The organism is Mesorhizobium sp. M0166 (genome assembly GCF_040322255.1).
Taxonomy (GTDB): Bacteria; Pseudomonadota; Alphaproteobacteria; order Rhizobiales; family Rhizobiaceae; genus Mesorhizobium.
The window spans coordinates 270,739-284,106 of the sequence record NZ_JAMYTD010000003.1; the positions used below are offsets into that span (position 1 = coordinate 270,739).

Sequence of the window (13,368 nt, forward strand, 5' to 3'; positions counted from 1 at the left end):
GTGCGCGGCGCGCAGACCGGACCGAAGTACCGTGGTGGCTCTCCGTACGGAGGTTCGGCTGCGCGCCACCAATCAATCCAAAATATTCCTCAGATCCGCAAGCCGAACCTGATGCCGTCGTAGATGGCGGCATGGATGTTGCGGGAGGCGACAGCGTCGCCGATGCGGAAGAGTACGAAGCCACTCTGCGGATTGCGGACCGGAAAGATGTCGCCGCCATTGATCAGTTTTTCGTAATCGATCGCGCCGGCGTTCTTCGACAGCGGCTTCAGCGCCAGATAGAGATCGTCGAGCGGCAGCGTGCCGTGCTCGACCACCACTTGATCGACTCGCCGCTCGCCGCGCCAGCCATCGGCGAAGTCGGAAGCGAGCTCGGCGATCAGCTGGTTGCCCTCGCGCCGCACCGAACGCAGCCGTGTGTTGATGGTGACGGTGACACCCTTTTCCTGGAAGGCGCGCATGTAGGGCACATGGTTCATTCCGCCCATTTCTGGGGCGAAGAAGCGCTCGGGTGAAACCAGCTCCAGCCTGGCGCCGCTGTTGGCGATCAGTTCGGCAGCACCCATACCCTGATGGCCGCCATTGTCGTCATAGAGCAGTACATTCTCGGCCGGCTTGACGCTGCCAGCCATGATGTCCCAGCTCGATGTGACGAGATCGTCGCCGGCCGTCAGAGGCGGGTTCTGCGGCAGGCCGCCGGTGGCGATCACCACCACGTCCGGCGACAGCGCCAGTACGTCGTCCTTCTCCGCCCAGGTATCGTAGCGGATCTCGACACCGAGCCGGTCGAGTTCGGCCAGGCGCCAGTCGATGATGCCGATCAATTCCTTGCGGCGCGGGTTCTGCGTTGCCAGCCGTACCTGGCCGCCGGCCTGGCCCGACGCTTCCAGCACCGTCACCCGGTGCCCGCGTTCGGCGGCGACGCGCGCTGCCTCCAGCCCGCCGGCGCCGGCGCCGACGACGACCACCTTCCGCTTCGGTCCCTCGGTTTTCGGTATGATATGCGGGATATCAGCCTCGCGGCCCGTCGCCGCATTGTGGATGCACAGCGCCTCGCCGCCCTCATAGATGCGGTCGAGGCAATAGGTGGCGCCGACGCAAGGGCGGATCTCGTGCTCGCGGCCCTCCATCACCTTCCTGACGATGTGCGGGTCGGCAATGTGGGCACGCGTCATGCCAACCATGTCGAGCTTGCCGGCGGCGATGGCGTGGCGCGCGGTGGCGACGTCGGAAATCCGCGCCGCATGGAAGGTCGGGAATTTCGTCGCCGCCCTCACTTCCCCGGCGAAGTCGAGATGCGGTGACGACCGCATGCCGGTCACCGGGATGACTTTTGTCAGCGCGGCGTCGGTCTCGATCGAGCCACGGATGATGTTGAGGAAATCGACCTTGCCGGAGCCGGCCAGCCGCCTGGCGATTTCGACGCCTTCCTGTTTCGACAGGCCTTTCTCGAAGTCCTCGTCGGCGACCATGCGGATGCCGACGACGAACTTTTCGCCGACCGCGGCACGCACCGCATCGAGCACCATGCCGGTGAAGCGCAGCCGGTTGTCGAGCGAGCCGCCGAAATCGTCGTCGCGCTGGTTGGTAGCCGGCGACCAGAAGCCGTCCATCAGGTGGCCGTAGGCCTCGAATTCGATGCCATCGAGACCGGCTGCCTGGCAGCGCTGGGCGGCCGCCGCATAGTCGGCGACGATGCGCTCGATATCCCAGTCCTCGATAGTCTTGGGAAAGGCGCGATGCGCCGGTTCGCGCACCGGCGAAGCCGACAGAACGGGCAGCCAGTCGGCCTTGTTCCAACCGGTGCGGCGGCCGAGATGGGTGATCTGTATCATCACCTTGCAATCGTGCTCGTGGCAGGCATCGGCAAGCTCGGCGAGCCATGGCACGATGCGGTCGTCATAGACATGCAGATTGCCAAAAGCGGCCGGGCTGTCGCGCGAGACGATCGCCGAACCGGCGGTCATGGTCAGCGCCATGCCGCCCTTGGCCTTTTCGGCATGGTAGAGCCGGTAGCGTTCCTTCGGCATGCCGTCCTCGGAATAGGCCGGCTCATGGCTGGTCGACATCACCCGGTTCTTCAGCGTCAGATGCTTGAGCTGATAGGGCTGGAGGAGCGGGTCGTTGCTAGTCATCGTCTTCCTGCTGTTTCAAATTGTGCTAATGAGCGGCAAATTTTTGTTTTTACGCATGTCGCTATCCCAAAATCGCTGCGCAGTTTTGGGCGACATGCAGCAAGGAACCTGCTCATGACCGATACGAAAAACCTCACCCAGCTCGGCACCAACGTCGAGGCGCCACAGAGCCCCGAAGCGGCAGTCCTGGAAACCGTGCCGTTTTCGCGCGGCGACGGCCCGCCGGCCATCGTTCGCTTCACCTGCCCGGAATTCACTTCGCTCTGCCCGGTCACCGGCCAGCCGGACTTCGCCCATATCGTCATCGACTACGCACCCGATGCGCTGCTGGTGGAATCGAAGTCGCTCAAGCTGTTCATGACCTCGTTTCGCAACCATGGCGCCTTCCACGAAGAATGCACCGTCATGATCGGCCGCCGCATCATCGCCGCGACCAAGCCGTTGTGGTTGCGCATTGGCGGCTACTGGTATCCGCGCGGCGGCATTCCGATCGACGTGTTCTGGCAAACCGGCGCGCCGCCGGAAGGTGTGTGGCTGCCCGACACCGGCGTCGCCCCCTATCGCGGGCGCGGGTGAGCCTGAGTTTCTGAGGAAAATACGTAGCATCAGTTGAGCGGGAGCCGCCGGTAGCGGCCGGGATTGTTCGGGTCACTGAAATGGCCCATCGGCCCGTGTTCAGCGAAGTGGCCCGCCCAGCGCTTCATCGCAGCCGGATCGAGTTCGACGCCCAGCCCGTCACCCTCCGGCACGCGCACCGTATTGCCCGTCTGGCGGAAAGGACCGTCCTTGATGACATCGCCGATCTGCCAGCGAAACAGCGACTGCGATGCTTCGGTGATCCACGGTGTCGCCGCCACGACGTGCAGATAAGCCGATGTCATGATGCCGAGATCGTTCGAATAGCACCAGAACCCCTTGCCCATCGCCTCACAGGCGGCGATGAATTTCAGAGTTTTCGACAATCCGCCGAGTGCTGCGAAATTGCAGACGAAGTAATCCGGCGCACCGAGCGCGACTGCCCGTCTGATATCCGGGATGTGCGTGGAGAAAGGAATGCGCGAATGCTGGCGCAGCGCTGCCATCTCCTCGAAGGTCGCGACCGGATCCTCGTAATTGCGGATGTTGAATGGCTCGATCTCGCGCAGTACCCAACGCGCTGTGGTCAGCGACCACTGCATGTTGGAATCGAGTTTGATCTGCGCCTTATCGCCAAGCGCCTCGCGCAGCGTGCGCACTGTCCTGATCTCGAGCTCGGGATCGCCCATAATCAGCTTGCCCTCGAAGATCGTCGAGCCGTGCTGTTCTCGCATGCCGAGACAGTAGTCGACGATCGCTTCGGCGGTCATCTCGCCGCCGGCTCCGCCTTGAGCGGCGCGAAAGGCGAAATATTCCGAAAACGGAATGTCCTTGCGCACCGCGCCGCCGAGCAGCTTATAGAGCGGCATACCGAAGACCTTGCCTCTTATATCCCACAGCGCCAGTTCGACGGCGCCGAACGCCACCGTGGCTGCGTTTTCGCCGGTGTTGGCGGTGATCTGCCAGGGCGGCACACAGCGCGCCTCGCAGTCGGCGATGTCGAGCGGATCGGCGCCAATCAGCGCCGGCGCGATCTCGGCCTTGATCACCTCGCCGAAATGCCACCATGGCGCCTCGCCCAGTCCGACCACGCCTTCGTCCGTCTCGACCTCTACGATCGATTTCGAGGCGCCGCCGTAGAGACCAGCCGTCCACCAGAACGGAGCATCGAGCGGGACGTTGACGTGGGTGACGCGGATGTTGCTGATCTTCATCGGTTCCGTTCTCACTCACACTGGTATTGGCTTAGCGCCCATTCGCCGGTCACCGAGAGCAGGTCCGATATCTTCCAGTCGCCGTCGACCTTTTTGAACTTCCATTCCAGCCGGTGCGGATTGCCGGAGACGACGAAGGCGACGACGACCTTGGCCTCGTCGCCCCTGACCGCTTCGATGGTCTTCAGGCTCTTGTCGATCTCCGCCTTGTCGTATTCGGCATTGTCGAGCGCCATGTTGGCATCGAGGCACTCGCCCTGCCCCGACTTGCGCAGCACGTCGCTCTTGTCCAGCACCGACTTTGCCGGGTCGGTGAAATGGCCCCGCTGAGCCGGATCGACCTCGAGCCCGGCATGCTCGTAGAACGGCTTCACCACCGCAGTCGGCGAGCCCGGCTGCACGGGTGCGGCCGGCGCGTTTTCTGCCGGCGGCAAAACTGCGAGCGGAGGTGCCGCATTGTCGGCCGGCGCGTCTGCTGGTGGCGCGCCCAACAGGCCCTGAGCGGCGGCGCTGCTCAATCCGGCCAGCAGGCACGCAGTCGCCAGAACCCAGGGACGGCGGCAAGGCACGGCATCACTCCGGGGGCTGCCCGGCCAGGCATTCGAGCGCACTCAGCGTCCAGCCGCTGGTCTTCGAGGTAATGTCGGCGACCTTCCACTGGCCGTCGATCTTCTTCAACGACCAGACCATTTCGCGTTTGGAATCATCGCCTTCCGGGAAAAGGTTGAACGTCGCCGTCACCTCGGCGCTGTCGCCATTGAGCGTTTCAGCCAGGGTCAGCGTCTTGGCCACGGTCTTCTCGTCATAGTCCTGCGCATCGAGACCAGGGGCGAAGTCGATGCAGGGAACTTCATCCGGATGGTTCTTTGCCGCATTGTCGTTCAGTTCAAACAGTTTCGTCACTGGCGCGGTGAAGCGGTCGCGATATTGCGCATCGGCCTCGAATTTGACCGACGGGACATAAAAGAACTTCACGGCGTTGGCAGCCGGGCCGGCAAACGCGGCCGCCGGCAAGGCCATCGAAAGCGCGGCAACAAAAAGTGGCAGTTTCATGCGTGTCCCCGATTGTTCACTGACGGAAGCTATCAGTACCACGCATCTTGCCCGTCGGCTTTCTTGCGGTCCATGAAATCCTGCAACGCCTCCTCTGCTGGCAACTCAGGCGTTCAGCCAGACATTCTGGAGATCCATCTCGAAGGTTTGGTGGACACCGTAGTCCTTCACCTTCTCGTTCATGTGGCTGAACAGCTTCTGCCAAAACGGCTGAATGATGACGCCCGAATCCTGCAGGATCTGCTCGATGTCCTTCATGACCTCGCGGCGCTTCTCGACGTCGATGAGCGAGAGAGCCTGCTTGAGCTTGGCGTCGAAATCAGGGTTCGAGTAGCCGGTTTCATTCCAGGCCTCGCCGGTGCGATAGCCGAGCGCCAACACCTGGACGCCAAGCGGGCGCATGTACCAGATGGTCATCGAATAGGGGTATTTCGTCCAGTCGTTCCAGAAGGTCGACCCCGGCAGCACGGTGCGCTTCACCTTGATCCCGGCATCGCGCAATTGGCCGGCAATAGCGTCGCCGGTGTTCTTTTGCCAATCGTCCTCGACGGTGATCAGTTCATGCTCGAAGTCGTCCTGCCCGGCCTCCGTCATAAGCTTCTTGGCGCCCGCGGCGTCGCGTGTCTTCTTGGGCAGCGCGTAGTATTCCGGATGAATCGGGCTGACGTGGTGGTTTTCACCAACAGTGCCTCGCCCGGCGTAGCCAAGTTCGAGCACCGCTTTGTTGTCGACGGCCATCTGGAGGGCGTTGCGAACCCGCTTGTCTTCATAGGGCTTGTTCGTGATGTTGGTCCGGGCGACGAGCGTGGTCGCTGTCGCGACCTCCGATTTTACCAGCCCCATCTTGTCGAGAATGTCTATGAAGTCGGCCGGCGTCTCGAAGTTGAGATCGATTTCGCCGGAGTCGAATGCATTTATCGAGGCGTTGAAATCGGTTCCGTAGTCGATGAATTCGACGCCGTCGAGAAGCGCTTCACCGCCCCACCACTTGCCAGTCTCACGACGCTTGACGATCGCTTTCTGGCCGACCGAATAGGACACCAGTTCGAACGGCCCGGTGCCAATCGGCTTCTCGATCGGATTGGCGCCGTCGGCGTCGAAGTTGCGATGGACCACGAGCGCCGGATAGTCGGTGAAGTTCGGGATCAGCGAGATGTCCGGTTCGTTCAGCTTCAGCTTCACCGTGTTGTCGTCGACCTTGGTGATCGCCCCTTCCCTGGCCTTGCCGGTCTTTGCATCGATCAGCGCACCAACGCGCGCGGCCATGGAATTGCCGGCGGCAGCCTTCTCGCACCAGCGCGTCAGATTATAGGCCACATCATCGGCGCCGAAAGCATCGCCGTTGTTCCAGGCGATGCCCTTGCGCACATGCAGCACGTATTCGGTGGCGTCGTCGTTGACCTCCCAGCTTTCGAGCAGAACCGGCTCGAAAGTGAACTGGCGCGTGTAGCGGACAAGCGGCTCCAGCCAACAGCGCGAAATGTTCGCAAGTTCCACCCAGTCGTAGGTGCGCGGATCCTTTTGTGCCTTCACCGACATCGAAACGTGGAGCGTGCCGCCTTTCTTCGGCTCTTCAGCCAAGGCCCGCTGCGGCACGGCGAGGCCGATCATGCCGTAGGCAAAGGCCGTCGATGCGCCGAAGGCGCTTGCGAGAGCCAGAAACTCGCGCCGATCCACACGACCTGCACGAGCCTCGCTGGCCATCGCTTCGATGGCGCTCGGTACGCGATCACCGTTGCTTCTGAAGAGTGTCATTTTTTCCTCCGTTATGGTTCCCATCGGGTCTTCGCCCGTTATCAACTAACGCTGTCCGGCAGTTTCTCCTCGCGCCGCGCAATCAAATCTTTGAGACCATCGGCGATGCCCTCATCGAGCTTCGGCTCCTCGTAATCGGCGAGCATGTTGCGCGCTTTCTCGCGGCCGCGGGTGTCGTGGTCCTTTGCTCCTTCCGCCTTCCACTGTTCGAACGAATTGAAGTCCATGATGCTCGGTATGAAGAAGGCGGACTCGAAATGTTCGAGCGTGTGCTGGGTGCCAAGGAAATGGCCCTGCGGTCCGACCTCGCGGATCGCCGCCATAGCCTCCTTGAAATCGTCGAACGGCAGCCCGCCAGCATATTTGTACCAGCCGACAAGCTGCTCGCAGTCGGTCGCAAATTTCGAATAGCCGCAGGTCAGGCCGGCCTCGAGCCAACCGGCGGAGTGCCAGATGTAGTTGGCGCCGGCAAGGATGGCGGCATGCATCAGCATGTTCGCCTCGTAGCCCGCCTGGGCGTCGTTGAGCTTCGAGCCGACATGGAAACCGGACGTGCGCCACGGCAGCCGATACTTCCGCGCGAGCGCGCCCATGAGATACATCATCTGGGCCGCCTCCGGCGTGCCGCCCATGGGAGCGCCGGTCTTCATGTCGACCGTCACCATGAACTGTCCGTAGATCTGCGGCGAACCCGGACGCAAGAGCTGTGTGAACGCGACGCCCGCCAGCGCTTCGGCATTGACCTGCGCGACCGCACCGACGGCAGAGGCCGAAGTCGAGGCGCCGCAAAGGGCAAAGGGCGCGAGGATCAGCGGCTGGTTGTGGCGCGCATAGACTTTCATCGCGTCCAGCATGGTGGCATCCCAGACCAGCGGCGAATTGCAGTTGGTGATGGCCACCAGGACTGGGTTGTCGCGGACATAGTCCTCGCCGAACACGATGCCTGCCATCGCCATCGTATCTTCGGCTCGATCCTTGGAGGTCACGATGCCCATGAACGGCTTGTCGGAGTGCTTCAGCGCCGAATGGATGATGTGGAGGTGACGCTTCGGCACCGCGATTTCCATCGGCTCGCAGATGATCGAGCTCGACGAATGCAGCGCCGGCGCCATGTAGGCGAGCTTGTGGAAATTGTTGAGGTCGGCGAGTGTGCCGTAGCGCCTGTTGTTGTCGAGGTCGCGCACGTAAGGCGCCCCGTACATCGGCACGAAGATGGAGTTGTTGCCACCCACACGTACGGAACGCTGGGGATTCCTCGCATTGAGCGTGAACTCCGACGGGACCTTCGATACGAGGTCCATCAGCAGGGCGCGGTCTATGCGGACCCTTGTCTCCGAGACATCGGCGCCCGCCGCCTTCCACAGTGCGATAGCCTCGTCGTCGCGGAACTCGCATCCCACCTCTTCGAGGATCGAGAGCGACTCCTGGTGGATGAGCTCCACCGCCTCGTCCGGGACCATCTGATACACCGGAATCTTGCGAACCAGGGTCGGAAATGACGCTACGGGAGCTCCCCGCAGCGCCTTGCGCCCCAGGCGGCCACCCGCGCGACGATTGGTGTGTTCGCTCACTTCAACGGCCGGTGCGTTCATGGAGGCTCCATATTCCTGTTGGTGACCAATCTAGCCAGACAAAATGCAGCTGTGACGCTGGAAAATCCTGATCTCTTGTATAAGCTCAGCTTATGCGAAGCTTGCGCCACCTGCTGCCGTCGGCCGGCAGCCTGATCGTTTTCGAGGCCGCCGGGCGGCTGTCGAGCTTTACCGCCGCCGGGCGCGAGCTCGGCATGACGCAGGCTGCCGTGTCTTATGCGATCCGCGGGCTCGAAGAGCAGCTCGGCGCGAAACTCTTCCAGCGCCGCCACCGGCAAGTCAGCCTTACCGAGGCCGGCGACCGCTTCCATGCCGACGTCTCGCTCGGCCTGTCCCACATTCGCAAGTCGGCGGAAGACCTGCGCCAGATCGCCGTCGGCGCTCATGTGACGCTCGCCGCCTCGACCGCTTTCGCCTCGTTCTGGATGATGCCGCGCCTGCAGCAGTTTCGCGACGAATTGCCGGGCATCGACCTGCGCATCCAGACCGCCGATCGCGATCTCGACATCATCGCCGAGGATATCCCGCTTGGTGTCCGCGGCGGCGAGCCCAGGGAATGGCCGGATTATCATTCGCTGCCGCTGGCCGATGAAGTGATATTCCCCGTCGCCGGCGTTAGTTATGTGGCCCGGTTCGGGCTGCCGGAGCGCGTCGCGGACCTTCCATCGCACCGCCTCATTCATCTCGAAGAGCCGTTTCGCGAGGCCGCCAGCTGGGACGAGTGGTTCGCCTCGGCCGGTGTCGACATCGCCGATGCCGGGCGTGGCTTGCGTATCAACGACTATGCGCTGGTGATCCAGGCAGTGATGGAAGGGCAAGGCATCGCGCTCGGCTGGGGTCACCTCGCCGAGCGGCTGCTGGCATCAGGGCTGCTGGTGCGCGTCACCGGCCACACGATGACGACCGGCAAGGGCTTTCATGTCATCTGGTCGAGGAACCGCGAGCTCAGCGACAACGCCCGCAAGGTGCGGGACTGGCTGGCGGCGCAGGCGTGAGGCTATCCCACAATGCCCGGTCAAACCGTCACGACGATCTTGCCGAATTGTTCGTTGGATTCGAGATAACGGTGCGCCTCGACGATCTGGTCGAACGGAAAGGTCCTGGCGATTGCCGGCTTCAGCGAACCCGAGCTCAGTCCGTCAAGGATGAACGCCTTGGCGGCCTGCAGCCGGACTGGATCGCGCACGATCTCGTGGACGAGATAACCGCGCAGCGTCAGTGTCTTTGCCAGCACTGCAGGTAGCGGAAAAGGTGTCGGGTCGAGGCTCAAGCCGCCATATTCGATGAGAATGCCACCCGGAGCCATCGCTGCCGTCAGAGGCTCGAAGATCGGCCCGCCGACCGCGTCGAACACCACGCGCACGCCGTCCGGGCCGGCGATTTGCTTCAGCCTGGCTTCCAGATGCTCCTCTGCCGAGGCGATGACGTGGGTCGCGCCGAACTCAAGCAAAGCCCGCTTCTTGGCAGATGTCCGTGTGACCGCGATCGGGGTCGCGCCAATCATGTTGGCGATCTGGATCGCCGCAAGTCCGACGCTGCTCGACGCCGCGGTGATAACGACAAAGTCCTCCCTGCCAAGTTTGGCAATGTCGACCAGCGCACCGCAGGCCGTGAGATATTGCATCCACGCTGCGGCGGCCTCTTCCCAGCTCAGCGATGGCGGGTGCTTGACGACGAGCTCGGCGGGATATGTGGCAATCTCACCATAGGCAGGCCAGCGGGCCATCGACAATGGCGGCACCACGCTGACGGCATCGCCCGGCGCAAAGCCGTCCACGCCTTCACCGACCATCTCGACGATACCCGCCGCCTCGAGCCCAAGACCGGAAGGCAACGGCGCGGTCTGGATATATCTGCCTGAACGCAGCAGCGCCTCGGCCCGGTTGAGGCCCAACGCCTTGACACGGATCTGAACCTCGCCCCGCCCAGGCGCGGACATGTCGACATTCTCGATGCGCAGAACCTCGGGACCACCCAGCTCATAAAAACGAACGATACGTGCCATCGGTCACGACTCCAAAATATTTGAACTGAATGTGCTATGCCAGCGGCGATCAGGCGGATAAATGGCCGTTTGAGTAGATCAGCAGAAACTGTGGGTTTTGAATATGGATCGCCTTACGAGCATGGCCGTGTTCGTCAAAGCCGTCGACCTGGGCTCGTTCGCGGCCGCGGCCGCCGCTCTCGATCTGTCCGGGCCGATGGTCGGCAAGCATGTCCGGTTTCTCGAGGAGCGCCTGGGCGTGCGCCTCATCAACCGGACCACGCGCCGCCAAAGCCTGACGGATTTCGGGCGCGCCTATTATGAACGCTGCCGGCTGGTGCTTGCTGAAGCGGAGGCCGCGGATGCGTTGGCGGCCGACCAGCTTGCCGAGCCGCGCGGAAAGCTGCGTGTGCTCATGCCGATGCATTTCGGCCGGCGCTGCGTTGCCCCGATCCTGTTCGGGCTTGCGCAGCAATATCCCGCGCTGGAACTTGACCTATCGTTCAGCGATGCCATCGCCGATCTCGTAGAGGATGGCTGCGACTTCGCTGTCCGCACGGGCGATCTGGAGGACCAGACCGGGGTGATAGCGCGTCGCATCGCGCGCCAGCATATGGTCGTCTGCGCGTCGCCGCCCTATCTTGAGCGGCACGGCCAGCCGCAGCAGATAGATGACCTCGGCAGCCATCATGCGATCATCTACCGCCGTTCCGGGCGTGCCGTTCAGCCGTGGCTGTTTCCGCACAACGGCCAGCCCGCGATGGAGGTTAAGCCCGTCGGCAGATTATGGCTCGACGATCTCGATGCCATCGCCGATGCCGCGGCCGCCGGCATGGGGCTCGCCTGGCTGCCATACTGGCTGGTGCGCCAGCGCATCCAGGCGGGCGCGCTTGTCCCGCTGTTGCCGGAACAGCCGAAGTTTCTCTACGACGTTCATGCCGTTTGGTTGCAGACGCCACATCTGCCGATGAAAGTCCGCCTTGCCGTCGACGCACTGGCGGCAGCGCTGCCCAAGCTCATGAGTTGAGTGCACGAGCGCGTTCAGCTGCGTGGATTTCCTCAATTCCGCCCTCCCGCATCGACCACGAATCCGCCTATAGTGCTGCCATGCCCATCCGCCAGCTTTCCGAAACGATGATCAACCAGATCGCCGCCGGCGAAGTCATCGAGCGTCCGGCAAGCGTGGTCAAGGAACTGGTCGAGAATGCACTCGACGCCGGCGCGACGCGCGTAGAGATCGTCACCGCCGGTGGCGGGCTGAACCTGATCCGCGTCAGCGACGACGGCTCGGGCATTCCGGAAAAGGAACTGGCGCTGGCGATTGCGCGCCATTGCACCTCCAAGCTCGCCGACAACATTCACGACATTCGCTCGCTTGGCTTCCGCGGCGAGGCCTTGCCGTCGATCGGCTCGGTGGCGCGGCTGTCGATCCGCTCGCGCACCGCGTCCAGTGAAAACGCCGCCGAGATCGGCATCGACGGCGGCCGCGTCTCCGCCGTCAGGCCGGCGGCGGCCAATCGCGGCACCACGGTCGAGGTGCGCGACCTGTTCTTCGCCACGCCGGCGCGGCTCAAATTCATGAAGGGCGAGCGCGCCGAAAGCTCGGCCATTGGCGACGTGGTCAAGCGCATCGCCATCGCCTTCCCCGCCGTGCGCTTCACCCTGGCCGGCCCGGACCGCTCGACGCTGGAGCTGCCGGCGACCGACGACAGCCCGGAAGGCCGGCTGCGCCGTGTGGCGCAGGTGATGGGCGCCGACTTTCCGGACAATGCGATCGCCATCGACGCGATGCGGGACGGCGTGCACCTCGCCGGCCATGTCTCGGTCCCCTCCTTCACCCGCGCCAACGCGCTACAGCAATACGCCTATGTCAACGGCCGCCCGGTGCGTGACAAATTGATCGCCGGCGCCATTCGCGGCGCCTTCGCCGACGTGCTGCCGCGCGACCGCCATGCCGTCACCGTGCTGTTCCTGACGCTCGATCCGGCGATCGTCGACGTCAACGTCCATCCGGCCAAGGCAGACGTGCGCTTCCGCGACCCGGGGCTGGTGCGCGGGCTGATCGTCGGCGCCATCCGCGAAGCGCTGGCCAATGCCGGCATCCGCGCCGCCACCACCGGGGCCGCCGGCATGATGGCGGCGTTCCGGCCAGGCGCGGCATCCTATGCGCATGGCGGGCCGGCCAACGGCCACCGCAGCTACGAGGCCGCCTATCGGGCCTCCGGCTTTGCCGGGTTCGATCCTGGCCGCTCGCCACAGCGGCCGCTCGATGTGGGCGGCGGGTTCGGCGAGGACGAGCAGACGGCCTTCGATGCCGGACCGCTGCACAGTGCCGACGCGCGCGCCGGCCAAAACGAAGCGGCGGAGACGCTGCTCGGCACGGCATTGGGCGCGGCGCGCGCGCAAGTGCACGAGAATTATATCGTCGCCCAGACCAGGGATTCGCTTGTCATCGTCGACCAGCATGCGGCGCATGAGCGGCTGGTCTACGAGGCCTTGAAGAACGCCCTCCACTCACGCGCGGTGTCGTCGCAGATGCTGCTTTTGCCGGAGATCGTCGATCTGCCGGAGGAAGACGCCGAGCGGCTTGCCATGCATTCCGAGACGCTGGCCCGGTTCGGCCTCGGCATCGAGCGCTTCGGCCCCGGCGCCGTTGCGGTGCGCGAGACGCCGTCGATGCTCGGCGAAACCAACGTCCAGCAGCTGGTGCGCGACCTCGCCGACGAGATCGCCGACAACGACACAGTCGACACGCTGAAAGGGCGGCTGGACAAAATAGCCGCGACCATGGCCTGCCACGGCTCGGTGCGTTCCGGCCGCCTGCTCAAACCGGAAGAGATGAACGCGCTGCTGCGCCAGATGGAGGCGACGCCAGGCTCCGGCACCTGTAACCATGGCCGCCCGACCTATATCGAGCTCAAGCTCGCCGACATCGAGCGGCTGTTCGGGCGACGGTAGGGCCTGCGGCTTACGACGTCCGCTGGCGCAGCCCCCTCTCCGGCCGCTCCGCGGCCACCTGTCCCCCAGTTTGGTGGGGGCGAGGAAACGCCAATCGCCAA

The 13,368-nt window shown here is 63.7% G+C and carries 11 protein-coding genes; 4 read left to right on the plus strand and 7 right to left on the minus strand.

From position 1 onward, the window contains the following. Window positions 1–89: 89 nt before the first annotated feature. Window positions 90–2,135, minus strand: coding sequence for an oxidoreductase (locus NKJ46_RS05925; protein ID WP_352663037.1), 2,046 nt, complete (start codon window positions 2,133–2,135; stop codon window positions 90–92). A gap of 114 nt (window positions 2,136–2,249) precedes the next feature. Here NKJ46_RS05925 and queF point away from each other — a divergent pair, with 114 nt between their 5' ends. Beyond that, a complete protein-coding gene (queF, locus tag NKJ46_RS05930; protein WP_023674394.1) occupies window positions 2,250–2,711 on the plus strand; it encodes a preQ(1) synthase in 462 nt (153 codons plus the stop codon). A 29-nt stretch (window positions 2,712–2,740) separates the two neighbouring features. Here queF and NKJ46_RS05935 read toward each other — a convergent pair whose 3' ends face one another. The 5 genes from NKJ46_RS05935 to NKJ46_RS05955 all read right to left on the minus strand — a co-directional run bounded on the left by NKJ46_RS05935 (window position 2,741) and on the right by NKJ46_RS05955 (window position 8,325). Then, window positions 2,741–3,925: a mandelate racemase/muconate lactonizing enzyme family protein gene (locus NKJ46_RS05935; RefSeq protein ID WP_352663040.1), complete on the minus strand. Its 1,185-nt coding sequence runs from the start codon at window positions 3,923–3,925 to the stop codon at window positions 2,741–2,743. An 11-nt stretch (window positions 3,926–3,936) separates the two neighbouring features. After that, on the minus strand, window positions 3,937–4,494 hold the full coding sequence (locus tag NKJ46_RS05940; protein ID WP_352663043.1) for a hypothetical protein: 558 nt from the start codon (window positions 4,492–4,494) through the stop codon (window positions 3,937–3,939). A 4-nt stretch (window positions 4,495–4,498) separates the two neighbouring features. Then, window positions 4,499–4,978 carry a DUF3828 domain-containing protein gene (locus NKJ46_RS05945; protein WP_352663046.1) on the minus strand — a complete coding sequence of 160 codons (480 nt, stop codon included), beginning with the start codon at window positions 4,976–4,978 and terminating at the stop codon, window positions 4,499–4,501. A 105-nt stretch (window positions 4,979–5,083) separates the two neighbouring features. Then, window positions 5,084–6,733 (minus strand): ABC transporter substrate-binding protein, encoded by a 1,650-nt coding sequence (locus NKJ46_RS05950; RefSeq protein WP_352663049.1) that lies wholly within the window; start codon window positions 6,731–6,733, stop codon window positions 5,084–5,086. 41 nt (window positions 6,734–6,774) lie between these two features. Next, complete coding sequence (locus NKJ46_RS05955; RefSeq protein ID WP_352663052.1) at window positions 6,775–8,325, minus strand: trimethylamine methyltransferase family protein; 1,551 nt, start codon at window positions 8,323–8,325, stop codon at window positions 6,775–6,777. Between the two features lie 92 nt (window positions 8,326–8,417). Here NKJ46_RS05955 and NKJ46_RS05960 point away from each other — a divergent pair, with 92 nt between their 5' ends. Next, entirely contained in the window at window positions 8,418–9,320 is a 903-nt protein-coding gene (locus NKJ46_RS05960) for a LysR substrate-binding domain-containing protein (RefSeq protein WP_352663055.1), read from the plus strand. Window positions 9,321–9,340: 20 nt separating this feature from the next. On the opposite strand, the gene NKJ46_RS05965 is transcribed toward NKJ46_RS05960, so the two are convergent. Next, the gene (locus NKJ46_RS05965) at window positions 9,341–10,330 is read right to left on the minus strand and encodes a zinc-dependent alcohol dehydrogenase family protein (protein ID WP_352663058.1); all 990 of its coding nucleotides are present in this window, start codon (window positions 10,328–10,330) and stop codon (window positions 9,341–9,343) included. A 103-nt stretch (window positions 10,331–10,433) separates the two neighbouring features. Here NKJ46_RS05965 and NKJ46_RS05970 point away from each other — a divergent pair, with 103 nt between their 5' ends. Both NKJ46_RS05970 and mutL read left to right on the plus strand, forming a co-directional pair. Then, on the plus strand, window positions 10,434–11,336 hold the full coding sequence (locus NKJ46_RS05970; RefSeq protein WP_352663061.1) for a LysR family transcriptional regulator: 903 nt from the start codon (window positions 10,434–10,436) through the stop codon (window positions 11,334–11,336). An 80-nt stretch (window positions 11,337–11,416) separates the two neighbouring features. After that, the gene (gene mutL / locus NKJ46_RS05975) at window positions 11,417–13,267 is read left to right on the plus strand and encodes a DNA mismatch repair endonuclease MutL (RefSeq protein ID WP_352663064.1); all 1,851 of its coding nucleotides are present in this window, start codon (window positions 11,417–11,419) and stop codon (window positions 13,265–13,267) included. Window positions 13,268–13,368 lie beyond the last annotated feature (101 nt).

What these genes read in the sequence shown, in the direction of transcription:
- queF (WP_023674394.1), top strand. Translation starts at nt 2,250, where the DNA reads ATGACCGATACGAAAAACCTCACCCAGCTCGGCACCAACGTCGAGGCG.
- NKJ46_RS05970 (WP_352663061.1), top strand. Translation starts at nt 10,434, where the DNA reads ATGGATCGCCTTACGAGCATGGCCGTGTTCGTCAAAGCCGTCGACCTG.
- mutL (WP_352663064.1), top strand. Translation starts at nt 11,417, where the DNA reads ATGCCCATCCGCCAGCTTTCCGAAACGATGATCAACCAGATCGCCGCC.
- NKJ46_RS05950 (WP_352663049.1), bottom strand. Translation starts at nt 6,733, where the DNA reads ATGACACTCTTCAGAAGCAACGGTGATCGCGTACCGAGCGCCATCGAA.
- NKJ46_RS05965 (WP_352663058.1), bottom strand. Translation starts at nt 10,330, where the DNA reads ATGGCACGTATCGTTCGTTTTTATGAGCTGGGTGGTCCCGAGGTTCTG.
- NKJ46_RS05925 (WP_352663037.1), bottom strand. Translation starts at nt 2,135, where the DNA reads ATGACTAGCAACGACCCGCTCCTCCAGCCCTATCAGCTCAAGCATCTG.
- NKJ46_RS05945 (WP_352663046.1), bottom strand. Translation starts at nt 4,978, where the DNA reads ATGAAACTGCCACTTTTTGTTGCCGCGCTTTCGATGGCCTTGCCGGCG.
- NKJ46_RS05960 (WP_352663055.1), top strand. Translation starts at nt 8,418, where the DNA reads ATGCGAAGCTTGCGCCACCTGCTGCCGTCGGCCGGCAGCCTGATCGTT.
- NKJ46_RS05955 (WP_352663052.1), bottom strand. Translation starts at nt 8,325, where the DNA reads ATGAACGCACCGGCCGTTGAAGTGAGCGAACACACCAATCGTCGCGCG.
- NKJ46_RS05935 (WP_352663040.1), bottom strand. Translation starts at nt 3,925, where the DNA reads ATGAAGATCAGCAACATCCGCGTCACCCACGTCAACGTCCCGCTCGAT.